This is a genomic window from Micromonospora sp. CA-248212 (assembly GCF_050948405.1).
Classification (GTDB): Bacteria; Actinomycetota; Actinomycetes; order Mycobacteriales; family Micromonosporaceae; genus Micromonospora.
The window spans coordinates 5,956,851-5,980,009 of the sequence record NZ_CP192023.1; the positions used below are offsets into that span (position 1 = coordinate 5,956,851).

At 72.4% G+C, this 23,159-nt stretch carries 28 protein-coding genes; 15 read left to right on the top strand and 13 right to left on the bottom strand.

Translation table 11 applies throughout. The annotated features are described in order from the left end of the window. Window positions 1-31 precede the first annotated feature (31 nt). Window positions 32-1,066 (top strand): NAD-dependent epimerase/dehydratase family protein, encoded by a 1,035-nt coding sequence (locus tag ACQP03_RS27965; protein WP_357174709.1) that lies wholly within the window; start codon window positions 32-34, stop codon window positions 1,064-1,066. On the opposite strand, the gene ACQP03_RS27970 is transcribed toward ACQP03_RS27965, so the two are convergent. Both ACQP03_RS27970 and ACQP03_RS27975 read right to left on the bottom strand, forming a co-directional pair. Beyond that, entirely contained in the window at window positions 1,002-1,322 is a 321-nt protein-coding gene (locus ACQP03_RS27970) for a hypothetical protein (RefSeq protein WP_363661195.1), read from the bottom strand. The two genes, ACQP03_RS27965 and ACQP03_RS27970, sit on opposite strands and share 65 nt — an antisense overlap. Continuing rightward, window positions 1,319-1,537: a hypothetical protein gene (locus tag ACQP03_RS27975; RefSeq protein WP_357398611.1), complete on the bottom strand. Its 219-nt coding sequence runs from the start codon at window positions 1,535-1,537 to the stop codon at window positions 1,319-1,321. The genes ACQP03_RS27970 and ACQP03_RS27975 overlap by 4 nt, the downstream gene beginning before the upstream one ends. A gap of 294 nt (window positions 1,538-1,831) precedes the next feature. Between ACQP03_RS27975 and ACQP03_RS27980 the strand changes: the two genes are divergently transcribed. The 4 genes from ACQP03_RS27980 to ACQP03_RS27995 all read left to right on the top strand — a co-directional run bounded on the left by ACQP03_RS27980 (window position 1,832) and on the right by ACQP03_RS27995 (window position 4,624). Further along, complete coding sequence (locus ACQP03_RS27980) at window positions 1,832-2,062, top strand: GntR family transcriptional regulator (protein ID WP_357133660.1); 231 nt, start codon at window positions 1,832-1,834, stop codon at window positions 2,060-2,062. 47 nt (window positions 2,063-2,109) lie between these two features. Next, window positions 2,110-2,607 carry a SigE family RNA polymerase sigma factor gene (locus ACQP03_RS27985; RefSeq protein WP_357398614.1) on the top strand — a complete coding sequence of 166 codons (498 nt, stop codon included), beginning with the start codon at window positions 2,110-2,112 and terminating at the stop codon, window positions 2,605-2,607. Continuing rightward, complete coding sequence (locus ACQP03_RS27990; protein WP_357133664.1) at window positions 2,607-3,632, top strand: hypothetical protein; 1,026 nt, start codon at window positions 2,607-2,609, stop codon at window positions 3,630-3,632. The genes ACQP03_RS27985 and ACQP03_RS27990 overlap by 1 nt, the downstream gene beginning before the upstream one ends. Window positions 3,633-3,724: 92 nt before the next feature. Next, entirely contained in the window at window positions 3,725-4,624 is a 900-nt protein-coding gene (locus tag ACQP03_RS27995; RefSeq protein WP_357133666.1) for a septum formation family protein, read from the top strand. A gap of 6 nt (window positions 4,625-4,630) precedes the next feature. Here ACQP03_RS27995 and ACQP03_RS28000 read toward each other — a convergent pair whose 3' ends face one another. After that, the gene (locus tag ACQP03_RS28000; protein WP_433459041.1) at window positions 4,631-5,650 is read right to left on the bottom strand and encodes a hypothetical protein; all 1,020 of its coding nucleotides are present in this window, start codon (window positions 5,648-5,650) and stop codon (window positions 4,631-4,633) included. A 116-nt stretch (window positions 5,651-5,766) separates the two neighbouring features. Here ACQP03_RS28000 and ACQP03_RS28005 point away from each other — a divergent pair, with 116 nt between their 5' ends. The 5 genes from ACQP03_RS28005 to ACQP03_RS28025 all read left to right on the top strand — a co-directional run bounded on the left by ACQP03_RS28005 (window position 5,767) and on the right by ACQP03_RS28025 (window position 10,114). After that, on the top strand, window positions 5,767-6,162 hold the full coding sequence (locus tag ACQP03_RS28005; RefSeq protein ID WP_363661197.1) for a VOC family protein: 396 nt from the start codon (window positions 5,767-5,769) through the stop codon (window positions 6,160-6,162). Window positions 6,163-6,281: 119 nt separating this feature from the next. After that, a complete protein-coding gene (locus ACQP03_RS28010) occupies window positions 6,282-7,460 on the top strand; it encodes a sensor histidine kinase (protein WP_357133670.1) in 1,179 nt (392 codons plus the stop codon). Beyond that, window positions 7,450-8,649 carry a hypothetical protein gene (locus ACQP03_RS28015; RefSeq protein ID WP_396833056.1) on the top strand — a complete coding sequence of 400 codons (1,200 nt, stop codon included), beginning with the start codon at window positions 7,450-7,452 and terminating at the stop codon, window positions 8,647-8,649. The genes ACQP03_RS28010 and ACQP03_RS28015 overlap by 11 nt, the downstream gene beginning before the upstream one ends. Beyond that, window positions 8,622-9,335, top strand: a complete 714-nt coding sequence (locus ACQP03_RS28020; protein WP_357133672.1) for a response regulator transcription factor — start codon at window positions 8,622-8,624, stop codon at window positions 9,333-9,335. Before ACQP03_RS28015 ends, ACQP03_RS28020 begins: the two co-directional genes overlap by 28 nt. A 71-nt stretch (window positions 9,336-9,406) precedes the next feature. Next, complete coding sequence (locus tag ACQP03_RS28025; RefSeq protein ID WP_357133674.1) at window positions 9,407-10,114, top strand: hypothetical protein; 708 nt, start codon at window positions 9,407-9,409, stop codon at window positions 10,112-10,114. Window positions 10,115-10,132: 18 nt separating this feature from the next. Here the strand turns inward: ACQP03_RS28025 and ACQP03_RS28030 are convergent, their stop codons facing one another. The 4 genes from ACQP03_RS28030 to ACQP03_RS28045 all read right to left on the bottom strand — a co-directional run bounded on the left by ACQP03_RS28030 (window position 10,133) and on the right by ACQP03_RS28045 (window position 14,239). Further along, complete coding sequence (locus ACQP03_RS28030; RefSeq protein WP_357133676.1) at window positions 10,133-10,885, bottom strand: lysophospholipid acyltransferase family protein; 753 nt, start codon at window positions 10,883-10,885, stop codon at window positions 10,133-10,135. A 129-nt stretch (window positions 10,886-11,014) separates the two neighbouring features. Beyond that, the gene (locus tag ACQP03_RS28035) at window positions 11,015-13,075 is read right to left on the bottom strand and encodes an amylo-alpha-1,6-glucosidase (RefSeq protein WP_357133678.1); all 2,061 of its coding nucleotides are present in this window, start codon (window positions 13,073-13,075) and stop codon (window positions 11,015-11,017) included. Next, on the bottom strand, window positions 13,075-13,446 hold the full coding sequence (locus ACQP03_RS28040) for an SCP2 sterol-binding domain-containing protein (protein ID WP_355052240.1): 372 nt from the start codon (window positions 13,444-13,446) through the stop codon (window positions 13,075-13,077). Before ACQP03_RS28040 ends, ACQP03_RS28035 begins: the two co-directional genes overlap by 1 nt. 376 nt (window positions 13,447-13,822) lie before the next feature. After that, on the bottom strand, window positions 13,823-14,239 hold the full coding sequence (locus ACQP03_RS28045) for a CBS domain-containing protein (protein ID WP_355052239.1): 417 nt from the start codon (window positions 14,237-14,239) through the stop codon (window positions 13,823-13,825). 203 nt (window positions 14,240-14,442) lie between these two features. On the opposite strand from ACQP03_RS28045, the gene ACQP03_RS28050 reads away from it, so the two are divergent. Further along, window positions 14,443-15,024 carry a nucleotidyltransferase family protein gene (locus tag ACQP03_RS28050; RefSeq protein WP_357134802.1) on the top strand — a complete coding sequence of 194 codons (582 nt, stop codon included), beginning with the start codon at window positions 14,443-14,445 and terminating at the stop codon, window positions 15,022-15,024. Between the two features lie 22 nt (window positions 15,025-15,046). On the opposite strand, the gene ACQP03_RS28055 is transcribed toward ACQP03_RS28050, so the two are convergent. From ACQP03_RS28055 to ACQP03_RS28070, 4 genes are all read right to left on the bottom strand, one after another. After that, window positions 15,047-15,433, bottom strand: coding sequence for a PPOX class F420-dependent oxidoreductase (locus ACQP03_RS28055; protein ID WP_433461222.1), 387 nt, complete (start codon window positions 15,431-15,433; stop codon window positions 15,047-15,049). Window positions 15,434-15,622: 189 nt separating this feature from the next. Then, window positions 15,623-16,648: an aspartate-semialdehyde dehydrogenase gene (locus tag ACQP03_RS28060; protein ID WP_357174697.1), complete on the bottom strand. Its 1,026-nt coding sequence runs from the start codon at window positions 16,646-16,648 to the stop codon at window positions 15,623-15,625. A gap of 151 nt (window positions 16,649-16,799) precedes the next feature. Then, entirely contained in the window at window positions 16,800-18,140 is a 1,341-nt protein-coding gene (locus tag ACQP03_RS28065; RefSeq protein ID WP_433459047.1) for a M16 family metallopeptidase, read from the bottom strand. Then, entirely contained in the window at window positions 18,137-19,429 is a 1,293-nt protein-coding gene (locus ACQP03_RS28070; protein WP_433459049.1) for a M16 family metallopeptidase, read from the bottom strand. Before ACQP03_RS28070 ends, ACQP03_RS28065 begins: the two co-directional genes overlap by 4 nt. Before the next feature lie 106 nt (window positions 19,430-19,535). Here ACQP03_RS28070 and ACQP03_RS28075 point away from each other — a divergent pair, with 106 nt between their 5' ends. Further along, on the top strand, window positions 19,536-20,270 hold the full coding sequence (locus tag ACQP03_RS28075; protein WP_357134794.1) for a phosphodiesterase: 735 nt from the start codon (window positions 19,536-19,538) through the stop codon (window positions 20,268-20,270). Here the strand turns inward: ACQP03_RS28075 and ACQP03_RS28080 are convergent. Further along, window positions 20,237-20,455: a hypothetical protein gene (locus ACQP03_RS28080; protein ID WP_363661573.1), complete on the bottom strand. Its 219-nt coding sequence runs from the start codon at window positions 20,453-20,455 to the stop codon at window positions 20,237-20,239. The genes ACQP03_RS28075 and ACQP03_RS28080 overlap by 34 nt on opposite strands. A gap of 273 nt (window positions 20,456-20,728) precedes the next feature. Between ACQP03_RS28080 and ACQP03_RS28085 the strand changes: the two genes are divergently transcribed. From ACQP03_RS28085 to ACQP03_RS28095, 3 genes are all read left to right on the top strand, one after another. Next, window positions 20,729-21,823 (top strand): 3-deoxy-7-phosphoheptulonate synthase, encoded by a 1,095-nt coding sequence (locus ACQP03_RS28085; RefSeq protein WP_357174688.1) that lies wholly within the window; start codon window positions 20,729-20,731, stop codon window positions 21,821-21,823. Between the two features lie 267 nt (window positions 21,824-22,090). Next, window positions 22,091-22,324, top strand: coding sequence for a hypothetical protein (locus ACQP03_RS28090; RefSeq protein WP_396833075.1), 234 nt, complete (start codon window positions 22,091-22,093; stop codon window positions 22,322-22,324). 48 nt (window positions 22,325-22,372) lie between these two features. Next, the gene (locus tag ACQP03_RS28095; protein ID WP_357134788.1) at window positions 22,373-22,567 is read left to right on the top strand and encodes a hypothetical protein; all 195 of its coding nucleotides are present in this window, start codon (window positions 22,373-22,375) and stop codon (window positions 22,565-22,567) included. A gap of 54 nt (window positions 22,568-22,621) precedes the next feature. On the opposite strand, the gene ACQP03_RS28100 is transcribed toward ACQP03_RS28095, so the two are convergent. Next, window positions 22,622-23,158 carry a DUF1360 domain-containing protein gene (locus ACQP03_RS28100; protein WP_357134787.1) on the bottom strand — a complete coding sequence of 179 codons (537 nt, stop codon included), beginning with the start codon at window positions 23,156-23,158 and terminating at the stop codon, window positions 22,622-22,624. Between the last annotated feature and the right edge of the window lies 1 nt (window position 23,159).

Genomic DNA, 23,159 nt, shown 5'->3' on the forward strand with positions numbered 1-23,159 from the left:
CTAGACCCGCCCAGTCGGAAAAGATGGACCCATGCGATTGCTGGTGCTCGGCGGGACCTGGTTCGTGGGGCATGCCGTCGTTACGGCTGCCATCGGTGCCGGCTGGGAGGTGACGACTTTCAATCGCGGCACGTCAGATCCCTTTCTGGAAGCCGTAAGGAACATCCGAGGCGACCGGACCCGGACTGAGGACGTCGCCGCTCTGGCGTCGGCCGGGCCATGGGATGCCGTTGTCGACACCTCGGGCTACGTGCCGAGGAATGTTCTCGACGTCGCTCGCGCGCTCGCGCCTGTCGCCGATCGCTACGTCTTCGTGTCGACACTCAGCGTCTACCGGGACTGGCCGGTCAAGCCGCTGGGCGAGCGAGCCGAGCTGCTCAGCTGCCCGCCGGACGCCGGCCCGGAGTACGGCACCGACACCGAGGACGGACCGAGTCGCTACGGCTACCAGAAGGCCGGCTGTGAGGCAGCGGCACTCGTCGCGTTCGGAGCGGACCGAACCACAATCTTGCGCGCCGGTGTCGTACTCGGCCCGCGCGAGTACATCGGTCGCCTGCCGTGGTGGCTACGCCGTGTGGCCGCTGGTGGCCAGGTATTGGCACCAGGCGCACCCGACCGGGCGATCCAGCCGATCGACGTACGAGACCTGGCGGCCTTCGCACTACGCGCCATCACCGACGACGTGGCCGGCTCGTTCAACGTCTGCGCTCCGGTGGCCAGCGCGACCTTCGGGGACCTACTCGCGCACTGCGCCCACTCGACGCGGGCCGATGTCTCCTTTACCTGGCTGCCCGACGAATTTCTGCTCGCCCAGGGTGTCCGGCAGTGGTCCGAGCTGCCGCTCTGGCGCACCTTCGACGGCGTGTGGAACGTCGACACCGCTGCCGCACAGACCGCCGGCCTCCGCACCCGACCTCTCGAATTGACCGTGCGGGACACCTGGCGGTGGTTGGTCGACAGCGAGGACACCGGCAACCACGAGCGGGCCGCCGAAATCGGGATCAGCCGAGAGAAGGAAGCACAGGTGTTGGCCGCCTGGCACCGCTCACACGACCGGTCGAGCTGACGGCCGAGCGCTCGCACCGCGCTGAAGATGACGACGGGATACAAGCCGTGATGCCGACGCTGCGCACGTAGACCTCCCGCTTGTCGGTGGCCGTGCCCTTCGCGTCGAGGACGTAGCCGGTCAACCACACCCACCCGTGGTATGCGTCGACCGCGCCGATCGACACGAGCCGTACGCGGAGCACGCGGTCTCCGCTGAACTGCACCGAACACGCCGCACCGATCAGCACGACATCACCCGCCTTGAACGCGGTCACGGCACCCACCCGAGGAAGCGGAGCCGAAGGGCCTCCGGTGGCGCGCAGCTCATGTCCTGGCGGGCAGAGGCGAAGCACATGCCCAGGTAGAGCTTCAGCGCGCACGAAGCTTCCGCGTACTCGCCCCGCAGTTCCTCTCGTCGCGCGACGCACGGCCAGGGCCGGTCGCACGTCTCGCAGAGCCAGAGCGGCAGGGTCGGCCCGTGCCGCGTCATTGGTCCTCGCCCGGCCAGAGGCCCCGATTGATGGGGATGCGGTGGCGAGAGTGGCAGGGCAGCTCCACACCACAGCGGCACACGTAACGCCAACGTTCCCAACTCCAGGCCGGACGGTGACGGCGGGCGAGGGTCAGTGCCGTCGACAGCAGATAGTCATCGAAATTGACCCTTCGCATCCGGCCTCCTACCGACTGTCAACCTCTCTGCCGTCACCGCAGCGCTGTACGTATGTGTACGTCCATAGACGTACTGGAGGTCTAGACGTCCATGGACGTGCCCTAAGTTGCGTTCATGATCGATCCGCTGTCTCCGACGCCGATGTACGTGCAGCTCGCAGACGTGATCGCCAAACGGATCGAGACCGGCGAGCTGCCACCGAAGCGACCGATCCCCAGCGAGTCCACGCTTCAGCAGGAGTACGGCGTCGCCCGCGGCACGGTCCGGGCGGCAGTGCGCCTGCTGCGCGAGCGCGGACTGGTCATGACCGTGCCGCAGCGCGGGACCTACGTGAGCGACAAGTAGTCGGAACGGGTGTCTACGGGCGACCCGGCCCGCGGCGTTAATAGGGCGTGACGTTCGAGGAATACGCGTTCGCCCGCACCTCGGCGCTGGTGCGGCTCGCGCGGCTGCTGACCGGCGACGAGCATCGGGCCGAGGACCTGGTTCAGGATGTCCTGGCCCGGGCGTACGCCCGCTGGGGGCGTATCTCGCGGACGGATCAGCCGGATGCCTACGTCCGGCGCATGCTCGTCAACGCCCACCACTCGTGGTGGCGTCGTCGTAGCAGCCGGGAGGTCACCGTCGCCGCCGTACTCGATCGGGCGGGTGACGTGGACGAGGCCGCCGGCGTCGCCGAGCGCGACGCGCTGTGGCGGCTCGTGTCCGACCTGCCGGCGCGTCAGCGCACCGTGATCGTCCTGCGCTACTACGAGGATCTCGACGACATGACGATCGCCGGGATCCTCGCCTGCTCGACCGGCACGGTACGCACCCACGCGAAGCGCGCCCTGACGACGCTGCGCAGACGGCAGGAAGCACCAACCCCCGCACGGGCAGGAGACCTCTGATGGTCAGCGACCTCGATCGGCGGCTCGCCGCCACGCTCGCGCATCGCGCCGGTGGCGACATCGATCCGACGCCCATCGTCGAGCACGCCCGCCAGAACGGCCGTCGTCTGCGGCGACGTCGCCGTGGGCTGCTCGCCGCGAGCGCGGCGGCGGCGTGTGTGGCCCTCGCCGCGGTGGGCCTGACCATCCCCAGCGCCGACGACCCGATACCGCCAGCCACAACGCTCCTGCTGCCGGAGGCAACCGTGCAGAACGGGCTGGCCGTCGGCGCCGACCCCACCACCGTGCACTTCTCGGCGGACGCGCTGGTCGGTGGTGCCGAATACGCGACGTGGCGGGCGGGGCGCGGCTCCGAGAGCGTCGAGTTCCGGGGCCCGGACGGCGCGGCGCGTTTCGCGCTGGCGCGCAGCGTCGCGGCGCTGGACGCGTTGCCGCAGACCCTGTCCTCGTCCGGCCGGCCGCAGCCCCGGACCGACGTACGGGTCGGCGACCGGCCAGGGGTCGCCTGGTTCGATCCGTCCGGCGACCAGAAGCTGTGGTTCGTCCGCTGGCAGCCCGCCGACGGGCTCTGGGCGCAGTTGGACACGTACGCGCCCACCAGCGACGAGGCCATCGCCACGGCGGGCCGGGTGCGGTTCGACGGTGCCCGCCGCTGTGTGGTGCCGTTCCGCCTGGAGTCGCTGCCGGCCGGCGCACGGCTGCTCGAATGCTCGGTCACCCTCGGCCGGTCGGAGAAGGCCGCCTTCGTCGAGGGTTCGCTCGTCGTCGGCGACGACGCCGGCCGCTGGCTGACGGTCCGGGCGCAGCCCGCTCCGGGCCAGCAGGTCAGGTCCGCCGACCTCGTCGCGGGCCCGTACCGGGCCCGTCGCCAGGGCAGCGACGTCCTGGAGATGACCGTCGAACCCTGCTTCGTCGAGGCGTTCCGCAAGGGCTGGGGAAACGGTTACACCGAGGCGGACGGCCTGGCGATCCTCGGCGGGTACCGGCCGACTGGCGACCTGGCCCGCCCCGACACCTGGCGGTAAGGCCAACCAGGCCGCACCGGAAGACGGTGCCGGTCCGTCGTGGCGGTGCCATATGCTGCGCGCGTTCGACACGGGGGCACGGGGAGAAACACATGCGACGGTACGGCTGGGCGGCGCTCACGGCTGCGTTCCTCACGTTGGTGCTAACGGGCTGCGGCACGCCGGCCGGCACGGATGGTGACCTGGCCGACGACTGGCGGCCGATGGCGGCGGCGCAGCAGTTCGTCCCGAAGGCCGACGAGTGTCACCCCACCGCCGAAACCACGTCGTACCTGAGCAGCTACTCCCCCGTCGACTGCGCGACGACCCACAAGGTGGAAACCTTCCACGTCGGCACCTTCACCGGCGCTCTGGCCACCCGCACCGCGCCACCCAAGACGGAGTCGGCGACGTTGCGGTCGACCTTCGCCGACTGCGACAAGCGCGCGAAGCAGTTCGTGGGCGGCGACTGGCGCGACGCCCGACTCTCGGTGCAGGTCACGGTGGCGTCGCCGGCCGCCTGGTCGGGTGGCGCGCGCTGGTACCGGTGCGACATCTTCGAGCTGGACGAGGTCAACGGCCCGAACGGCGAGAGCGACGCGGCGATCCAGCGGGGCGGATCGCTGCGCAACGCCCTGGCCAGCCGCTCCCCGCTGCACTACGGGTGCATGAACGAGGACAAGTGGCACATGCTGCGGCCGGTCGCCTGCACCGCCGGACATCAGTTCGAGTACGCCGGCACCTGGATGGCGCCGGATCGCTCCTGGTTTGACTCGACCCGGGACGAGGACTCCATCCACGCCGCCTGCCGCAAGGTCATCGCCCGGTACGCGAAATTGCCGGTGGACGGCGACCTGATCTACCGCACCGGCACCTCGTACCGCTTTCCGAACCGCTCGCTGTGGGAGCGCGGTGATCGCGGCGTGCGCTGCTACTACTGGTCCGGCGGCACCAACGTCAAGCGTTCGATCGCCGGCGGCGGCAAGAAGGCGCTGCCGATCCAGTACCAGTAAGGCGGCTCAGCTCGGCCCCAGCAGCGCCGCCAGCGCGGCGTCGCCCTGCCCGAGCTGCGACCCGCCGGGCGGTGCCACCACCAGGAAGCGCCGGCAGGCGTCGAGTTCGACGTACCACTCCGGCCCGTTGTCGTCGACGGCCCGGAGCACCGCGAAGCGGGACGCCGGGGTCGCGCAGTCGGCCGCCGGTCGCGTGCCGGCCAACGCCCGCAGCACGGCCGCCTGCCGCTCGGGCGGCAGCGGCCGGCCGTACACGAAGTCACCGGCCGGTTTGCCGCCACCGCGCTCGGACGGGGGCACCTGGTAGACGCAGAGCCGCAGCGGCCCGGTCTTCGGCGCGGTGCCGGGCGCGACGCGGGCGGGACCACCGATGGTGGCCTCTACCCACACCATGTCCGCCCACCGCTGCGCGCATCCGGCGGCCTCGGCCGCCGCAGATTCGACAACTCCGAGGGTACGGCTGTCGACGGTGGTCAACCGCAGCCCGTCCAGCGCCGCGCGGACCTCCGGGCGCGGCTTGCCGCAGACATCCATCGGCAGGTACGGGCGCAACCCGCGGCCCCGGTCGTCGAGCAGCGCCAGCCAGGGCGGGACGAGCATGTCGGCGGTGCAGGCGACCTCCCCGCGGCCGCGTGCCTCGTCGGCCAGGCCCAGGGCGGCGACCACTTCACCGATGTCGTCGGCGCGGCGCTCGGTGGCCACCTGCTCCCGGCCGCCAGCGGCCCCCCGCACGATGTCCCGACCGCACAGCACGGCGGCGACCGGCGTGAACGCCGGGTCGATCCGTCCGACGCGCGGCTCGACCCCGGCCGGCGGCGACGTCGCCGATCCTGGGGGTACGGGCAGCATGACGCCCGCCTGCGGGGCGATCTCGGCGCAGGAGGTCCACTTCTCGGCGATCTCGGCCGGGCCGGGGCCCTTCGGCGTGTCGACCCCTCTGGCGCAGCCGGTCAGTACCAGGCCGCACAACCCCAGGCCGAGCAGCGTCCCCACCAGTTTCGTTCCACCCGGGCGCATCCCGCTCACCACCTCTCCACCGCCGGATGAGACGGCCGGGCGGCCGGCGGGGTTCCCGCGTGACGCCGCCAACCACGGGTGACACCGCCCGCCGCCGTCGGAGCTTCCCTCGGCAGAATGGGCGGATGGCACATCTGGGACTGGTCGCGCTGCTCGTGAACGAGTACGACGAGGCGATCGACTTCTACGTCGGCGGGCTCGGCTTCGAGTTGGTGGAGGACACGCCTCGCCCGGACGGCTCACGCTGGGTGGTCGTCCGGCCTCCCGGGGCTCGGGAGACGGCCCTGCTGCTGGCTCGGGCGGGCAACGCCGAACAACGGGCACGGGTGGGCGACCAGACCGGCGGCCGGGTCGGCCTGTTCCTGCACACCGAGGACTTCGTCGCAGCTCACGCCCGGATGGTCGGGGCCGGCGTGCGGTTCCTCGAGGAGCCGCGGCACGAGGCGTACGGGTCGGTGGCGGTCTTCGTCGACCTCTACGGCAACCGCTGGGACCTGATCCAACCCCGCAGCGCAGAGTGACGACAAGGCGACACCACGCGCACGGTGGGTGAACGCTCACCGTCCGCCATGCTATTCTCCGATGTCGATCTCCGCCGCGCGGACCCGGGACCGGGTCGTTGTCGGAAGGACACCTCCCGATGCCGGCGACTGCCGCCCCGACCGTGCCACCGCCCACCCTGGACAATCCTGCCGGCGGGGCGTTCAGTTTCATCTTCACCACCCTGCCGGCCCTGCTGCGGCTGACGTGCGGGCTGGTCGGCGCCGCCGTGGCGCTGTCGGTGCGTACCCCGCCGGTGGACGCGGCCCTGCTGCTGCCCGGCGTGGCCGCGCTGACCGGGTGGTCGCTCTGGTACGCGGTCCGCGCGCTGCGCCACGGGATCACGCCAGCGCTGGTCGCCGGTGACGTCGCGATCACCGCAGTGGCCTGCCTGCTCATCCCCCGCCTGGTGGCGCCCGAGGTGTTGCCCGGCGAGGGCAGTTGGATCGCGGTGCTCGCCAGCACCACGGTTATCAACGCGCAGGCCACCGCCAAGGTCCGCTGGTCGATCCCGGCCGGACTGCTGGTGACCGCGGCCTACGTGACGGGCGCGCAGGCGGCCGGCGACGTCACCGAGGCCCGCGCACACGCCGCCACCCTGCTCGTGCAGACGGCCTGCACCGCGATGATGACGGGGGTGATGCGCCGCCGGATCGGCCGGGCCGACGACGCGTTCGCCGAGCACCAGCGGCTGACCCGGGAGGCGCTGGTCGCCCGGACCGCCCGGGAGGCGGAGCGCCAGCAGAACCGGGACCTGCACGACACGGTGCTCGGCACCCTGACCATGGTGGGGCTGGGCGCGGTACCCGGCCCGTCGGCCACGTTCCGTGAGCGGTGCGCCGCCGACCTGCGTACCCTCGTCGCGTTGACCGACCGCGGCCCGACGCCCGGCGACGGCCCGGTGCCGCTCGACGAGCGGCTGCGCACGGTGCCCGACCGGCTGCCCGAGCTGCCGGTGAGCCTGCAGCTGACCGCCTGCGCGGTGCCCGCCGGGGTGGCCGACGCGATCACCGAGAGTGCCTACGCGGCGCTGTCCAACGTGGTCCGGCACGCCCCGGGCGCGCGGACCACACTGCGGCTGAGCCGCGACGCGGTCGCCATCGTGGCCGAGGTGGTCGACGACGGCCCCGGCTTCGACCCGGCCACCGTCCCCGCGCACCGGTACGGTCTGCGCGAGTCGATCCAGGGGCGGATGGCGGCGGTCGGCGGGCGGGCCGAGGTGTGTTCCGCGCCCGGCGCCGGCACCCGGATTCGACTGGAGTGGCCCGGTGGCGGCTGACCTCGGCGCGACGGCGGACCGCGCCGGCATTCGTGCCCTACCGGTGCCTCGACCCGGCCCGGTCGACGGGCCCGAGCAGTCGGTGCTCGCCGCGCCCGCCGCCGTGGCCCAGGCCTCCGACCGGGGTGCCCGGATCGTCGCCGTCGCCATCGCGCTGGCCTGGCACGTCGCGATCGGACTGCCGGCGGTGCTGGCGACCCGCGCGCAGTTCTCCGCACCGACGGTCGTGCTCGGCGGCTGGGTGCTGGTCGCCGTGACCGGGGCGGTGGCCGGCGTCCGGCTGCTGCGCGGCACGCCACTGCCGCCGTGGCCGCTCGCCGGGGTGCTGGTCGCCGTCGACGCGGCGGTCTTCGCGGCGGTCGGCGAGCCACACCTGTTCACCGCCGCCAACTGGGTGTGGGGCACGCTCGGCTGGTTCTTCGTGCTCGCCGTGTGGGGGCGGCGGGTCGGCGGTCTCGTCGCGCTGCTGACCACGCACGCGATGATCGCGCTCACCGCCGTCCTCGCGTACGCGCCGAGCGCGGCCGATCTGGCCCGCTACACGATGTACGTCTACGGCACGTTCACGCTGCCGGTGGCGGTCTTCGCCGGCAGCGCGGTGATCGTCGGTCTGGCCCGGGACCGGGCCGCCGCAGCCGCGGCGATGCACACGATCGCCGCCGAACGGGCCGCCGCCGAGCAGGGCCGGCAGGAACGTCGTGACCGGCTCGCCCTGGTGGGCGCGGCGGCCGGGCGGGTGCTCGGCGAGCTGGCCGCCGGGGAGGCGGACCCGGCCGACCCGGAGGTGCAGAGCCGGTGCGTACTGGCCGCGGCCCGGCTGCGTCGCCTGATCGCCGAATCCGACGACGTGCCCGACCCGCTCCTGCACGAGCTACGGGCCGCCGTGGACCTGGCCGAACGCAACGGGTTGCCGATCGACCTGGTCGCCATCGGCAACCCGCCGCCACTGCCGGTGGAGATCCGTCGCCGGCTGGCCGACCCGCTCACCAGCCTGCTCGCCGACGCCCGGGAGTGGGCCCGCCTGACCGTGGTGTCCGGCCCGGACGAGGTGGTGGTCAGCCTCGTCACGCCGGACCGGGAGGGGCCGGACGCGACCGGCCCGCCCACCGAACACCAGGACGGGCCGGTGCAGCACCTTTACGAACGGGACGGGGACATCAGATGGGCGCAGACCCGGTGGTCGGGATGACCGGTGACCGGCCGGTCGGGGTGGCGATCGTCGACGACCATCCGGTGGTCGTCGACGGGGTACGCGCCTGGCTCGCCAGCGAACCGCGACTGACCGTGCTGGCCACCGGGGACGACCCGGACGAGGTACTGCGCGCCGCGCCGGACGCCGACGTCGTCCTGCTCGATCTGCGGCTGCACGGCCGGATGGCGCTGGACAAGCTGGCCGAGTTGAGCGCCACCGGGCGGCGGGTGGTGGTCTACTCGGAGCACACCGACCCGGAGACCATGCTCGCCGCGTTGGACGCCGGGGCGGTGGCGTTCCTGGCCAAGCACGAGGGCCGCGAACACTGCGTGGCGACCGTGCTGGCCGCGGCGAGTGACCGCCCGTACGTGCCTCCGGCGCTGGCCGGCGCGATGGTCGGCGACCCGAGACCGGACCGACCGGCACTGTCCGACAAGGAGCGGGAGGCCCTGCTGCTCTGGTTCCAGTCGATGTCCAAGGCGTCGGTGGCGCGTCGGATGCAGATCAGCGAGCACACCGTGAAGCAGTACGTTGACCGCGCGCGGATCAAGTACACCCGGGCGGGGCGACCGGCAGCCACAAAGGCGGCGCTGCTCGCCCGTGCGATCGAGGACGGCCTCGTCCGCCCGGAGGAGATCGGCATCTACCGGTCACAGGCGACGCACGACCGGCCGACCCCCTAACGGGCGTCATGACAGTGGCCGACGGATCGGCGAAGCTCAACGCACAGCCAGTTCACCGGGAGGTCGTGACGATGCAGGCCGACGCGTCCCCCTTCTTCATCGGCCCGCACCGGTTCGACGCGCCGGACGACGACGCCGGCCCCACCCTCGACCGGCGGTACGACATGCGCCCGCTGCCCGGCGAGAAGGTGCTCGGGCGGCACCGGCTGCTCGTGGCGGGCTACCTGCTCGGGCCGACGGAGACACGATGTGCCTGGCAGCTCCCCGGGCCCGTCTCGGTGACCGTCACCGACCAGCGGATCTGCTGGGTGGGCACCGGCTCGCAGCTCTCGCTGGTCGCCGACGACGCTCCCCGGCCCCGGCCGACCGGCCGCGTGACCGGCCTGATGACCGGCCAGATCCGCTGGCAGTGGCCGTCCCGGCTGGAGCTGCCCGCCGAGCCGCCACAACTGATGATCGTCTGCGACGCGTTGCGGACGATCCAGCAGCCGGCGCTGGCCCTGGGTGGGTCACCGGGTGAGGTCGTCGCGCTGGCCCAGCAGGTCCGCCGGGCGGTGGCCATGTTCCGCCTGACCCGCCCGCAACTGGTGGACCTCTCCGCCCAGGAGCGCGACGTCCTGCTGCTGCGGGCCGGCCCCGCGCTGCTCGCCGGGGACACCCGGATCACCCTGCCCGGCTCGCTGCCGGTGGAGTTCCGCTCCCGCGACGACTACTACCGCTCGGGGCCGGAACCCAGCTCCTGGGACGGCTTCGCCGACGGCACGTCCGGGCGTAACTGACGCGAACGCCGGCCGTCCTCAGAGGCTGGGGGCGCGCTCCTCCCCTTCGGCGTCCAGCGCGGCAGCCTCCTGTGGCGTCGGCGCGCTCCCACCGAGGTGCGCCGGCAGCCACCAGGTGTCCTCCGGGCCGGCCGGCGCGTCCGGGTACTCGCGCTGGGCCCGCTCCACGAGCGCGCTCAGCCGGGTGGTCAACTCGGCGGCCAGCACGTTCGGGTCCGGAAAGTCCGCCGGCAGGATCGGCTCGCCGATGAGGATCGTGATGGGCGTGTGCCGGCGGGTGAGGGTGCGGGGACGGCCCTTGGTCCAGAGTCGCTGGGTGCCCCACAGCGCGACCGGCAGCACCGGCACCTTCGCCGAACGGGCCATCCGGACGGTGCCGCTCTTGAGTTCCTTGACGGTGAACGACCGGCTGATCGTGGCCTCGGGGAAGACGCCCACCACCTCCCCGCGCTTGAGCGCGTCGACGGCCGTACGGAACGAGGCCGCGCCCGCCTGCCGGTCCACCGGGATGTGGCGCATGCCGCGCATCAGCGGACCGGAGATCCGGTGCGCGAACACCGACTGCTTGGCCATGAACCGGACGAGCCGACCGGAGGCGTTCGCGCCCAACCCGGCGAAGATGAAGTCGAGGTAGCTGACGTGGTTGCTGGCCAGCACCGCCCCGCCCGTGCGGGGTACGTGGTGGGCGCCCTCGATGGTGATCTTCAGGTCGAGGACCCGGAACAACGTCTTGGCAGCGGCGATAACGGGCGGGTACACGAGCTCCGGCATCCGCAGAATCTACCGTGCCCGGCTGGGGATCGCCTGGGTGGCGGCCCGGCGGCGACGCGGGTGGCGCGCCTGGGTGGCGGCCCGGCGGCGACGCGGGTGGCGCGCCGCCGCCGGTGTGCCGGGCGCGGCTCAGTCGGAGAGACTGTGCAGATCGAGCCGACCTCGGGCGAAGGCGTCCACCCGCCCCCAACGGCCCGGAATGTCCAGGACTTCGATCCGGCCCATCCCGACCGGGAGACGCGGCTCGACCGCCAGGTGCCCGTCGTGCGGTTCGAGACCGAGCATGGTGCGCAACAGCAGCAGCGGCGTACCCGTCGACCAGGCCTGCGGACTGCATGCCGTGGGGTACTCGACCGGGAACTTGGTCAGCTCCCGCGGGTAGCCGCCGAACGCCTCCGGTAGCCGCCCGTCGAAGTAGGTGGCCGCGTCGAGGATGCCGTTGGCGATGGTGGCGGCCTCCTCGGCGAACCCGTAGCGACGCAGGCCCCAGGCGATGAACGAGTTGTCGAACGGCCAGATCGTGCCGTTGTGGTAGCCGATCGGGTTGTACCGGGCCTCCCCCTCGGCGAGCGTGCGCACCCCCCAGCCGGAGAACAGTCGCGGCCCGACCAGGTGCGCCGCCAGCTTTTCGGCCCGCGCCGGATCGACGATCCCGCTCCACAGCAGGTGACCGATGTTGGAGCTGAGGATGTCGCACTGGCGACCGTCCGGGTCCAGGGCCAGCGCGTAGTACTCGCCGTCGGCCACCCACCAGTCCCGGTTGAACCGCTCCTTCAGCTCCGCCGCCTCCCGCTCCAACTGGTCGGCGAACTCCGGGTCGTCCCAGAACTGACGGGCCATCCGCGCCGCGCGGACCTTCGCGTCGTACGCGTACCCCTGCACCTCGCAGGTGGCCCGGGGAAACGGCGGCAGGGTGCCGTCGGAGTAGGAGATCGAATCCCAGGAATCCTTCCAGCACTGGTTCTCCAGGCCGGTCTCGGTGTTGCGGCGCTCGTACCAGATGTAGCCGTTGCCGACCAGGTCGGCGTAACTGTCGATCCACTTGAGCGCGGCCCGGGACTCCTGCTCCAACTCCTTGACCAGCGCCACGTCCCCGCTCCACCGCTCGTACTCGTCGAGCAGCACGAGGAACAGCGGAGTCGCGTCCACCGAGCCGTAGTACGGCGAGTGTGGCTGCTCCTCGAAGGCGGCGGTCTCGCCGTACCGCATCTCGTGCAGGATCCGTCCCGGGTCCTCGTCCCGGAAGTCGTCGAACCGGCTGCCCTGGAGGGACGCGAGGATGCGCAGCGTCGTCTTCGACAACTGCGGCGTGAACGGCAGCGTCTGGAGGCAGGTGAGGATGCTGTCCCGGCCGAACATGGTCATGAACCAGGGCAGACCGGCCGCGGGCAGGGTCGCGCCCCCGAGCGACAGCGGCGAGAAGCGCAGCGCGGCGAGGTCGATCAGGCTGCGCCGGTACGTGCTGGCAACCCGTCCGTACTGACTGTTGACCTTCGGCGCGTCCGCGATCCACTGCTCCAGGTCGTGTTGCAGGGCCAGCCGCTCGCCGCCGTGCACGCGCAGACCCATCCGCAGGTCCCGGTCCCCTGGGCCGACCGCGCGCGTCTGCACGTCGATCTGCGCCTCCCACTGCTCATTCGGTTCCAGGCGGACGGTGTACGCGAAACCCCGGTTGTCGTAGCGCGGCGACATCGACGAGGAGATGATCGTTTCGCGCCGGAAGTTGCCCCGGCGGTAGCCCAGGCGCAGCTTGTCGGCCTCGACCTCGGTATAGATCTCGCCCTTCTTGTTCAGGATCTCGTCCTTGACCTGGAACAGGTCGGCGAAGTCGGCCGCGGCGTCCATCCGGATCTCCAGATCGACCGCCTTCTCGTCGTGGTTGAGGATGGTGAGCCGCTCGCAGAAGCTGCCGCCGACCGCGCGCTCGCGGATGATCGACAACTTCGCGTCCACGTAGTGGGTGGCCATCCCCGGCACGAGGAAGAACCGGGACTCGAAGTACTGCAGGTCGTCGTACGAGAGCGAGTTGAGGCGTTCACCGTTGACGCTCAACACCCACGTCGACAGGAATCGGGTGTCGAGGGAGAAGAGCCCGGTCGGTTCGCTCGGCGTCGCCTCGATGTCGCCGGTGTCCTCGCAGACGACGAATGTGCTGCCGTCCAGGATCCGGATCGTGTTGCTCTGCCCCATCACCGCACCTCCCCCGCGAATCGGCGACGCGGCCCACGGGCGTCCGGCGACCCGGGGAAGATCCGCTCCACCTGCACCACCAGCCGGGCGTCCCCCGACACCGTCATGTCCCCACGCAACAGCGCCGCCAGGCCGTGCTCACGGCCGGCCGCTATCTCGTCGAACAGCATCGGGCTGGCGCCGATCACCGTGTCGGCCTCGCTGTCCTCCTGGCTCACGTTGAGCCGCCCACGGTCGATTTTCAGCAGCCAGTGCCGGGTCTGTGCCCCCTCGTGCAGGTCGATCCGCAGTGTCCCGGAGGTCTTCGCCAGCAGAGGCTCGTACCCCCGCCGGTCCAGCTCCTCGAAGAACCTCGTGGTCGCGTCCACCATCGGGTCCACTCCTCCCAGTCGGCCGGGCCCCGGCGATCACACCCCGCGCGCCACGCGTCGCGCGATGCACGTCCCCGCACGGGTCCCCCGACCCCAGCAACCCAACCTCGCCCAAATAGGGTGACCGCCCCCACTCCCCCTCCCCTCCTCCCCTCCCCACCCCTCTGCCCTTCCGCCCCGGTGATCAAGAGGTTCGCGTCACCGTTCTCGGCGTGTCGTGACGCGAACCTCTTGATCACCGGGGCGAGGCGGACCGAGGGCGGGCTGGGGGCCGGCCGGGGGCGGGCTGAGGGCGGGGAGGGGGCGGGTGGGGGTGGGGGGTAGGGGGCGCCGGCCCTTCCGGGATGGGAGGGCCGGCGCTCTTGTGCTGCGTGCGTCAGTTGTTCGGCTCGTCGGCGCTGATGTCGGCCAGCACCGACTGCGGCTCACGCTCGACCGCGAGGTCGCCCATCGAGACCAGGCCGATCAGGCGGCCCTCGTCGACCACCGGCAGCCGGCGTACGGCGTAGGTACGCATCAGGTCGGCGGCGGACACCGCGTCGTCGTACTGGCTCACCGTGATCACATCGCGGCTGGTGATCTGGTTCAGCCGGGTCGAGCCCGGGTCCATGTTCTCCGCGACACCCCGGACCGTGATGTCCCGGTCCGTGACGATACCGACGACACTGTCGCCATCGGTCACCACCACGTCACCAATGGCGCTGTCGCGCATCTCCTGCGCGGCGGCGATCAGCGTGTCGTTGCCGTCCATCGTCACCAACCGGGTCGTCATGAACTCTCCGACCGTTGTCATGGTGCTCCCCTCTCGGTGTCGGCACGGCCCGTCTACCCGCCGCTCCGCAGGGGGTAACACCATCGGTCGACCGGCTATCCGGGTGGCCGACGCAGGCGGCACAGTTAGCAGAGACCACTGCTGGTCAGGGTGTAGAACATCGGCAGCAGCGGGAAGGTGCCGCGGGGCAGCGAGCCTCGGCGCCGCCGCCTACCGTGGACGAGGTGCTGACGGGTGAGCGTGAGCTGCGGGAGCTGATCGGCGGCAACGCCTGGCTGACCCGGGCACTGACCGTGGTCCGCGACTCCGGCCTACCCGACGCCTGGATCGGCGCGGGCGCCCTGCGCGACCTGGTCTGGGGCGAGCGGTACGGCGACGGGTTCGACCCGACGACCGTCCGTGACGTGGACGTGGTCTTCTTCGACCCGGCGAGGTTGTCCCGCGAGGACGACCAACGGGCCACCGACCGTCTGGTCGCCGCCTGGTCGGCTGCACCGTGGCAGGCGCGCAACCAGGCGGCGGTACACACCTGGTACGCCTCGAAGTTCGGCGGTGACCCGATCGCGCCGTACCGGAGCGTCGCCGAGGCGGTGGCCACCTGGCCGGAGTACGCCACAGCCGTGGCCGTGCGCCTGGCAGCGGGTGGTGAGCTGGAGGTCTGCGCCCCGTACGGCCTCGCGGACCTGCTCGGCGGGGTGTGGCGGCACAACCCGGCCCGGGTGGACGTCGCGCGGTCCCGACAGCGGCTGGCCCGTCACCGGCCCGCGCATCGCTGGCCCGGGGTGACCGTGGTCGAGCCGGGCTGAGCCGGCAGCCGCCGGCGATCCCTCAGGAGCGGGGCGGTATCCCGTACATCCGCTCCACGTGCAGGCGCAGCACCAGCCGCTGCTCGGCAACCATGGCGCTGCGGTATTCGGCCCAGTCCGGGTGCTCGCCGCGCAACGACCGGTAGAGCCCGACCAGTTCCTCGACCGTGGCGTCCTCGACGTCGGCCGCCGTGGCGGTCAGCTCGGCACGCCCCTCGACGACCGTGTACGCCCAGCCGTCCTCGCTGCTGACGTGGAAGCTGGCGCGCGGGTCCCGACGGAGGTTGGCGGTCTTGGCCCGGCCGTCGGTGACGGATACCCGGATCAGGCCGGCAGCGGGATCGAACGAGTAGACCACCGTGGACAGCTGCGGTCGCCCGTCACGTTTGATGGTGGCGAGGACGCCCATCGAACGACCGGCGACCAGGTCGGTCAACGCCTGCTGGTTGGGATTCTCCGGCACAACTTCCTCCAGGTGGCGCGGTCGGCTTCGTCCATCCAAACACGACCGGCGCGGTCCCGCTCCCGATGTGCCGGCGCTCATCACCGACTGCGGGCCCGGACCGTGACCGGCCGGGCCCGCAGGGGACGGTGATCCTCAGCGCCGTTCGGCGGCGACCAACTCGGCGAGCTGTACGGCGTTGAGCGCCGCGCCCTTGCGCAGGTTGTCGTTGGAGCAGAACAGCGCCAGCCCGTACTCGACGGTCTCGTCGGCGCGGATGCGACCCACGTAGGTCGGGTCCTGCCCGGCGGCCTGCAACGGCGTCGGCACGGCGGTGAGCGCGACGCCGGGCGCGTCGGCCAGCAGCTCGTGGGCCCGCTGCGGCGTGATCGGCCGCGCGAAGCGGGCGTTGATCTGCAGCGAGTGGCCGGTGAAGACCGGCACCCGGACGCAGGTGCCGGACACCTTGAGGTCGGGGATCTCCAGGATCTTGCGACTCTCGTTGCGGAGCTTCTGCTCCTCGTCGGTCTCGAACGAGCCGTCGTCGACGATCGAGCCGGCCAGCGGCAGCACGTTGAAGGCGATCGGCTCGGCGAACGAGCGCGGCGCGGGGAACTCCACGGCCGACCCGTCGAAGGCCAGAGCCGAGGCGTGCTCGGCGACCTTGCGGACCTGCTCGTCCAGTTCGGCGACGCCGGCCAGCCCGGCGCCGGAGACCGCCTGGTACGTCGAGATGACCAGGCCGATCAGACCGGCCTCGGCGTGCAGCGGGCGCAGCACCGGCATCGCGGCCATCGTCGTGCAGTTGGGGTTAGCGATGATGCCCTTCGGGCGGTCGGCCGCGGCGTGTGGGTTGACCTCGGCTACCACCAGTGGCACCAGCGGGTCCATCCGGAACGCCGACGAGTTGTCGATCACCACGGCGCCGGCCTCGGCGACCCGGGGAGCCAACTCCCTGGCCGTGCCCTTACCGGCCGAGAAGAGCACGATGTCCAGCCCGGAGTAGTCCGCCGTCGCGGCGTCCTCGACGGTCACCTCCTCGTCGCGCCACGGCAACGTACGCCCCGCGGACCGCGCCGAGGCGAACAATCGCACCTGCTCCGCGGGGAACTCCCGCTCCGCCAGCACCTGCCGCATCACGCCACCGACCTGGCCGGTGGCCCCCACAATGCCGATCCTCATGCCCCGGAGGCTACCCACCCCACCCCCGAAACCGGGACCCCTTTCCCACCTCCCGGGTCCCACCTCACACCGGACCGCGCCCGGCATGTTGATCAAGAGGTTTGCGTCAGGAAGCGCGTGCAATCCGACGCAAACCTCTTGATCAACGCGTCTACAGCAGGTGTAGGTCTCCTAGGGCTGCGGACTCCAGGTCTTCTCGGATCACTGCCGCGTCGCCCTCGACCACCAGGGTCAGCGCGTCGGTGTGCAGGTGAGTGGCCGCTGCCGCCGACACCTGGTCCACGTCGGCGTTGAGCAGTTCCTCGCGCAGCCGGGCGTGGTAGTCGTCCGGCAGGTCGTGCACCACGAGCGTGGTCAGCGCCGACGCGATCGCCCGAGGGCTCTGCAACTCGACCGAGAGCTGCCCGGCCCGCCAGGAACGGGCCACCGCCAGCTCGTCCTCGGTCACGCCGTCCGCCTGCGTACGGGCGATCTCGCCCACCGCCTCGACCAGGGCCGGCGTGGTGACCGCGGTCTGCACGCCCGAGCTGACCGCGAACCGGCCGAACCGGCGGGACGAGGCGAACTCGCCCCGGATGCCGTACGTGTATCCGCGCACCTCGCGGATGAGGTGGTTGAGCCGGGAGGTGAACGCCCCGCCGAGGACCGTGCCGGCGAGGGTCATCGGTACGTGGTCGGGGTGCGCCCGGTGCGGCGACGGGTGACCGAGCCGCAGCGTGGACTGCACCGAGCCCGGCCGGTCCACCAGGATGATCCGCCGGCCGGCGCGCAGCGGCACCTCGACCGGACCGCCGCGCTCGGCCGGACCGCCTCCGGTGCCGGCGAACGCCGCGGCCGCCAGCGCGTCCAGGTCGATCCGGTCCAGGTCACCGGCGACGACCAGGGTGCCGGGCCGCAGGAACCACTCGGAGTGGAAGACGGTGATGTCCTCCACGTCCAGGGCGGCCACCGCGTCCGGGTCGCCGTACATCGGTCGTCCCCACCGCGTGTCGGCGCCGAACAGGTCGGCGCGCAGCGCGGCGTCGGCGCGCGGACCGGGGTTGGCCCAGTCCATGCGCAGCGCGTTCGCCTCGTCGTCGCGGACCCGCCGCACGTCGGCCGGGTCGAGCCGGGGCGTCCGGACGGCCTCGGCGAGCAGTTCCACGGCGGCGGTCAACCGGTCCACCGGGACCTGCACGCTGACCTGGAACGAGTCCCAGTCCAGCCCGGTCACCAGTTCGGTGCCCAACGCCTCGATGGCCAGCGCGTACGCGGTGGCGTCCCGCTGCGCGGTGCCCTCCTCCATGGCCTTGGCGAGGACGCCGCCCAGGCCCTCCTTACCGGCCAGCTCGCGGCCGGCGCCCGCGTCGAGCAACAGCAGCGCGACGGCGAGGTTCTGCCCGGGCAGGTGCGCGGCGACCACCTGCCCGCCGCCTACCGCGCGGCGGACCACCGGCGGGAACCGGTACGGGCGAGCGGCACCCGGGCCGGGACGGTCGGTGATCAGCGTCATGCGGTCTCCTCGGGCACGTAGGTCAGGGTCACCCGGTCGGCGGCGCCGAGCACCTCGGCGGCCGTCTCGGCGATCTGCTCGGCGGTCACGGCGAGCCAGGCGGGCAGCCGGTCGGCGGCCCGGGCAGGGTCGCCGAACTGGGTGGCGTACCGGCCGAGCGTGTCCGCGCGGCCGTCCACCGTCGACATCTGCCGCCACCACGCGGTGCTCAGCAGCGCCTTGGCCCGGTCCAGTTCGGCGGCGGTGACCGGCACGGTGGCCAGCTCGTCGACGACCTCGGCGAGCCCTTCGGTCAGCCGTTCGGCGCTCACCCCGGGCCGGGCCGTGGCGGTGGCGATCAGCGGCGCGGGCGCGTGCGCGAGGTCCACCCCGTACGCGCCGACCAGGTCAGGTTGGGCGATCCGCTCGCCGTCGGCGAGCCGCTGGTAGAGCCGACTGCCCCGACCACTGCCGAGGACCGTGGCGAGGACGGTGAGCACGTCGTACCCGGGGGTGCCAAACGGGTGGCCGCGGTGCGCGACGTAGACGCGCGGCGCGGGCACGTCGGCGCTCACCGTCTCCACGGCGGGCTGCCCGGTCGCCGGGACGCTGCGGCCGTCCGGGGCGGCGGGGATGTCGTAGCGGGCGGGCAACGCGCCGAAGTACTTGTCGGCCAGCGCGAACACCTCGGCGGCCGTGGCGTCGCCGACGACGGTGAGCACCGCGTTGTTCGGCGCGTAGTACATCTCGTGGAACGCCTGGAAGGTCGCGAGGTCGGCGGCGTTCAGGTCGGCCATGGAACCGATCGTCGAGTGGTGGTACGGGTGCCCCGGCGGGTAGAGCAGCGGCAGCAGCCGCAGCCAGGCGTCCCCGTACGGGACGTTCTCGTAGCGCTGCCGGCGCTCGTTCTTGACCACCTCGCGCTGGTTGTCCAGCGTCTCCTGGGTGAGCGCCGGGACGAGCCCGCCCATCCGGTCGGCCTCCAGCCAGAGCGCCAACTCCAGGTGTTCGGCCGGGACCGTCTCGAAGTAGTTCGTCCGGTCCGGGTTGGTGGTGGCGTTCAGCGAGCCGCCGGAGCCCTGGATCAGCTTCATGTGTTCGGTCTTCGCCACGTTCACCGAGCCCTCGAACATGAGGTGTTCGAAGAGATGGGCGAAGCCGGTCTGCCCGGCCGGCTCGTGCCGGGATCCGACGTCGTACCAGAGGTTGACGGCCACCGCGGGCGCGGTGCGATCCTCGCTCACCACCACACGCAGGCCGTTGTCCAGTCGGGACGTCTCGATGGGCCAGGGGTAACCACTGTCGGGCATGGCACGACGCTATCCGATCTCGCGGACGGAAAGGTGACGTGCGGTGCGTCGGCGAGCCGACCCACCCGCCCGCATCGAGTCCGCCGCTCGGGGTACCGCAGGGGGTATGACCCGACCGACCCCACGCCGCGCCGCCCGCGCCGTCGAACGCGCGAGCGCCGCGCTCGGCCGCCTGCGCCGCGGCCGGTTGCTGCATCCGGCGGGCGCGTCGTTCTCCGCCCTGGTGACGATCTGGGGTACGCCCGGACCGCCCGTCGGGGTCGGCCTCCTGGACGACCCCGGTGAGTACGCGGGCACGGTCCGCCTGTCCCGGGGGACGCCGACGCCGGGCGGGTGGCCGGACGTGCTGGGTTTGGCCCTGCGCGTGCACTCCGGCCAGGGGCGTCCGTTCGACCTGCTGGTCAGCTCCAGCGGGGCGGCTCCGGTGCTGCGGAACCTGCCACTGCCCCGCCGGGGGTTCTCCGGGACGTACAGCACGATCATGGGCTATCGCGCGGGTCGTCGCCGACTCTGGTTGGCCGCGTTGGCCGACCCGGAGGCGGTCGACCTCGGTCGTACCCTGTCCGCCGTCACGGCCGCGGCCCGGACGGACGCGCCGCGCCTGGTGCTCGCGGTCGCGTCCGCCGTGGGGCCGTGGCGGCCGGTCGGCCAGGTCGGCATCGGCGTCCCGCTGGACGCCCGCCAGGACGCCGCGCTCGCGTTCGACCCGGTGCGCAACCTGCCGGCCGGCCTGCGGGCGGCCGGTCCGCTCGGCTGGCTGCGCGAGCAGACCTACCGGGGGTCACGCCGGGCCCGCGGCGCGACGGTTCAGTCCGGCGGCTCGACGGCCACCACGGTCTGACCCGAGGTACGCCGTTCCAGCACCGTGTCGGGGGCCGCGTTCTGGTCCGCCTCGCGCAGGTCCGATTCGGCGAGGATGGCCTCCGCCTGCGCCTGCGGATCGTCACTGCCCGCGGCGACCTCCTCGGGAAGGAGGTGGTGGGCGCGGGACTCCGCCCGCTCCTGATCGCTCTGCTCGTCAGTCATGGCACCCCTGTTACCCCGGGCCCGACCTTCGCACGCGGTGTTCACGCCGCATCCTGGGACGAGGGACGGGCGAGCCCGGCCCGGTCGGGTAGGCTGGCCCGGTGATGAGGACGTATCCATGGTTTAGGCAGCCGGCTGGCACGCCGGTGACTTCACCATGATCTGACGTCACCACGGACCGAGCCGGCCGGGCAGGAGCTGTCGTTCCCGCCCCTCTGCGTACGAGCAGCCGGCTCGTCCCGGGCACCGGCCCCGGGCACGGTCGGCGAAAGGATGCCCACCGTGACGACCCCGGAGACCGATCGGGTCAGCGACCAGCGGATCGACCGCGTCGTGCCGCTGACCACACCCGCCCTGCTGCACCACGAGTTGCCCCTGGACGCCCCGCTCGCCGCGGCCGTGTTGAACGACCGCCGCGCGGTGAGCCGCGTTCTCGACCGCGAGGACGACCGCCTGCTGGTGGTGGTCGGCCCGTGCTCGGTGCACGACCCGGCCGCCGCGCTGGAGTACGCCGAGCGCCTGCGCGCCGCCGCCGACCGGCTCGCCGACGACCTGCTCATCGTCATGCGGGTCTACTTCGAGAAACCCCGCTCGACGGTCGGCTGGAAGGGCCTGATCAACGACCCCGGGCTGGACGGCAGCGGCGACGTCAACACCGGCCTGCGTCGGGCCCGTGCGCTGCTGCTCGACGTCCTGCGCCTCGGCCTGCCGGTGGGCTGCGAGTTCCTCGACCCGATCACACCGCAGTACATCGCCGACACGGTGGGCTGGGGCGCGATCGGCGCCCGCACCGTGGAGAGCCAGGTGCACCGGCAGCTCGCCTCCGGCCTGTCCATGCCGATCGGCATGAAGAACCGCCCCGACGGCAGCATCGGCACGGCCGTGGACGCGATCCGCGCCGCGGGAGTGCCGCACGTGTTCCCGGGCATCGACTTCTCGGGCACCCCCGCGATCATGCACACGCGGGGGAACACCGACGGTCACCTGGTGCTCCGTGGCGGCGGCGGTCGACCCAACTACGACGCGGCGTCGGTGGCGGGGGCGCTCGACCTGCTCCGGGCCGCCGGGCTGCCCGAGCGTCTGGTGATCGACGCCAGCCACGCCAACAGCGGCAAGGACCACCGCAACCAACCACTGGTCGCCGCCGACGTGGCCGCCCAACTGGCCGCCGGCCAGCGCGGAATCACCGGCGTGATGCTGGAGTCGTTCCTCCTGCCCGGCCGGCAGGACCTCGATCCCACCCGCGAGCTGGTGTACGGCCGTTCGGTGACGGACGCCTGCCTCGGCTGGGACGACACCGCCGAGGTGCTCGCCGCACTGGCCACCGCCGTGCGCGCGCGCCGGGCCACCCTGCCCACCGCCGCCTGAGGGTGTGACGGCCGGCACTGCGGTGCGCGGAACACGAGTGGGTGCGGCCTGGTTAACTGAGGTGTCGGTGTGCTCAGTGTCCCCGGGCCTCACCTAAATAGCCCTCGCGGAATACCGTTCGGCTGGAGCCGCGTCGCGCCACTCGCCGAGAGGCGACCTACACACCGACACCAGCGCCGCCCCCGGCTCACGAGGCCGGGGGCGGCGCTGTCGGTAGGCACGGGGCAGGCGCAGGGCGTGACGTTTGACCGATTCCGGCCCGGGTAGCTGACCAACGTGACCGACGACGCATCCGTGGCCGACGAGCCGGACACCCGGGCCCTCGACGACCTGCTGGACGACATCTTCCGGGGCCAGGAGCGCATCCAGCAGGCGGAGATCTACCGCCAGGCGGTCGCCGCCGAACTCCCGCCGGACCTGCTCGCCCGCATCGACGCGTTGCCCGAGGGCGAGTACGCGGTGGACGAGGCCAGCGACCTGCTGGGTGGCAGCGTCGCCTGAGCGGAACGAGCGCAGCCAGCGAGCCCAGCGACGCGAAGGGACGACACCATGACGCACCACGAGGACCACGAGGAGAAGGTCCCGGCGCTGGGCCAGCCGCCGGAGGGCACGGACACCACGCCCGAGCCGGACTTCGCCAACGAGCACGACCGCACGGCGGTGGACCGCGACATCATCACGGGCGCGGACGAGGACGAGCGCGAGCCGGAGTCGCCGCACGGCTGGTCCGGCATGCAGCGGTGACGCGTACGACAGGATGGGGCCGGCAGATGCCGGCCCCCTCCTCGCGTCTGCTCGTCAGTCGTCGTGTCCGCCCTCGGCGGCCTGCTGGGCCGAGGCGTACGCCATCTGGAGGAAGTCGGAGGCTGCCACGGCGGTGAGCGCGGTCGCCACCAGACGCGTCAGCCGGGGGGCGAGCACCAGTCCCCCGGTGAGCCCCGTCGCCACCCAGACCGCCAGGCAGAACGGGCAGCTCAGCAACTCGCCGATGGCGTGCCGGGTGGAGCTGCCCGAGTCGCGGACCTGCTCCATCACCTCGCCGCTGCCGATCGGCCGGTCGTATCGGGTGAACGGGGCCCGCAGCGGGCTGGTCACCGCGTCCTTGGACAGCAGCCGGCTGAGCTTGTGCGTGGCGATGGAGAGGAGCACCACATCGGCGACGGCGGGACGCTCGGGTACCGGCCGCCCGGTCACCTTGACCAGGCCGGCGAGCGCTCCGGTGACGCCCGCGTAGGTGCCCATCGCCGCCAGGTAGCCGCCGAGCGGTCGATGCTCGTGCGGCGCGTACGCCCGGCGCAGCCGCGCCACCCTCTGTCGCAGGCCAGTGTCAGTCACC

Excerpts from the sequence above, each read along its gene's own strand:
- ACQP03_RS27965 (WP_357174709.1), top strand. The coding sequence starts at position 32 with ATGCGATTGCTGGTGCTCGGCGGGACCTGGTTCGTGGGGCATGCCGTC.
- ACQP03_RS27980 (WP_357133660.1), top strand. The coding sequence starts at position 1,832 with ATGATCGATCCGCTGTCTCCGACGCCGATGTACGTGCAGCTCGCAGAC.
- ACQP03_RS27990 (WP_357133664.1), top strand. The coding sequence starts at position 2,607 with ATGGTCAGCGACCTCGATCGGCGGCTCGCCGCCACGCTCGCGCATCGC.
- ACQP03_RS28095 (WP_357134788.1), top strand. The coding sequence starts at position 22,373 with ATGACGCACCACGAGGACCACGAGGAGAAGGTCCCGGCGCTGGGCCAG.
- ACQP03_RS28070 (WP_433459049.1), bottom strand. The coding sequence starts at position 19,429 with ATGCCCGACAGTGGTTACCCCTGGCCCATCGAGACGTCCCGACTGGAC.
- ACQP03_RS28010 (WP_357133670.1), top strand. The coding sequence starts at position 6,282 with ATGCCGGCGACTGCCGCCCCGACCGTGCCACCGCCCACCCTGGACAAT.
- ACQP03_RS28035 (WP_357133678.1), bottom strand. The coding sequence starts at position 13,075 with ATGGGGCAGAGCAACACGATCCGGATCCTGGACGGCAGCACATTCGTC.
- ACQP03_RS27995 (WP_357133666.1), top strand. The coding sequence starts at position 3,725 with ATGCGACGGTACGGCTGGGCGGCGCTCACGGCTGCGTTCCTCACGTTG.
- ACQP03_RS28065 (WP_433459047.1), bottom strand. The coding sequence starts at position 18,140 with ATGACGCTGATCACCGACCGTCCCGGCCCGGGTGCCGCTCGCCCGTAC.
- ACQP03_RS28025 (WP_357133674.1), top strand. The coding sequence starts at position 9,407 with ATGCAGGCCGACGCGTCCCCCTTCTTCATCGGCCCGCACCGGTTCGAC.
- ACQP03_RS28060 (WP_357174697.1), bottom strand. The coding sequence starts at position 16,648 with ATGAGGATCGGCATTGTGGGGGCCACCGGCCAGGTCGGTGGCGTGATG.
- ACQP03_RS28005 (WP_363661197.1), top strand. The coding sequence starts at position 5,767 with ATGGCACATCTGGGACTGGTCGCGCTGCTCGTGAACGAGTACGACGAG.
- ACQP03_RS28085 (WP_357174688.1), top strand. The coding sequence starts at position 20,729 with ATGCCCACCGTGACGACCCCGGAGACCGATCGGGTCAGCGACCAGCGG.
- ACQP03_RS28045 (WP_355052239.1), bottom strand. The coding sequence starts at position 14,239 with ATGACAACGGTCGGAGAGTTCATGACGACCCGGTTGGTGACGATGGAC.
- ACQP03_RS28080 (WP_363661573.1), bottom strand. The coding sequence starts at position 20,455 with ATGACTGACGAGCAGAGCGATCAGGAGCGGGCGGAGTCCCGCGCCCAC.
- ACQP03_RS28075 (WP_357134794.1), top strand. The coding sequence starts at position 19,536 with ATGACCCGACCGACCCCACGCCGCGCCGCCCGCGCCGTCGAACGCGCG.
- ACQP03_RS28040 (WP_355052240.1), bottom strand. The coding sequence starts at position 13,446 with ATGGTGGACGCGACCACGAGGTTCTTCGAGGAGCTGGACCGGCGGGGG.
- ACQP03_RS28055 (WP_433461222.1), bottom strand. The coding sequence starts at position 15,433 with ATGGGCGTCCTCGCCACCATCAAACGTGACGGGCGACCGCAGCTGTCC.
- ACQP03_RS27975 (WP_357398611.1), bottom strand. The coding sequence starts at position 1,537 with ATGACGCGGCACGGGCCGACCCTGCCGCTCTGGCTCTGCGAGACGTGC.
- ACQP03_RS28030 (WP_357133676.1), bottom strand. The coding sequence starts at position 10,885 with ATGCCGGAGCTCGTGTACCCGCCCGTTATCGCCGCTGCCAAGACGTTG.
- ACQP03_RS28020 (WP_357133672.1), top strand. The coding sequence starts at position 8,622 with ATGGGCGCAGACCCGGTGGTCGGGATGACCGGTGACCGGCCGGTCGGG.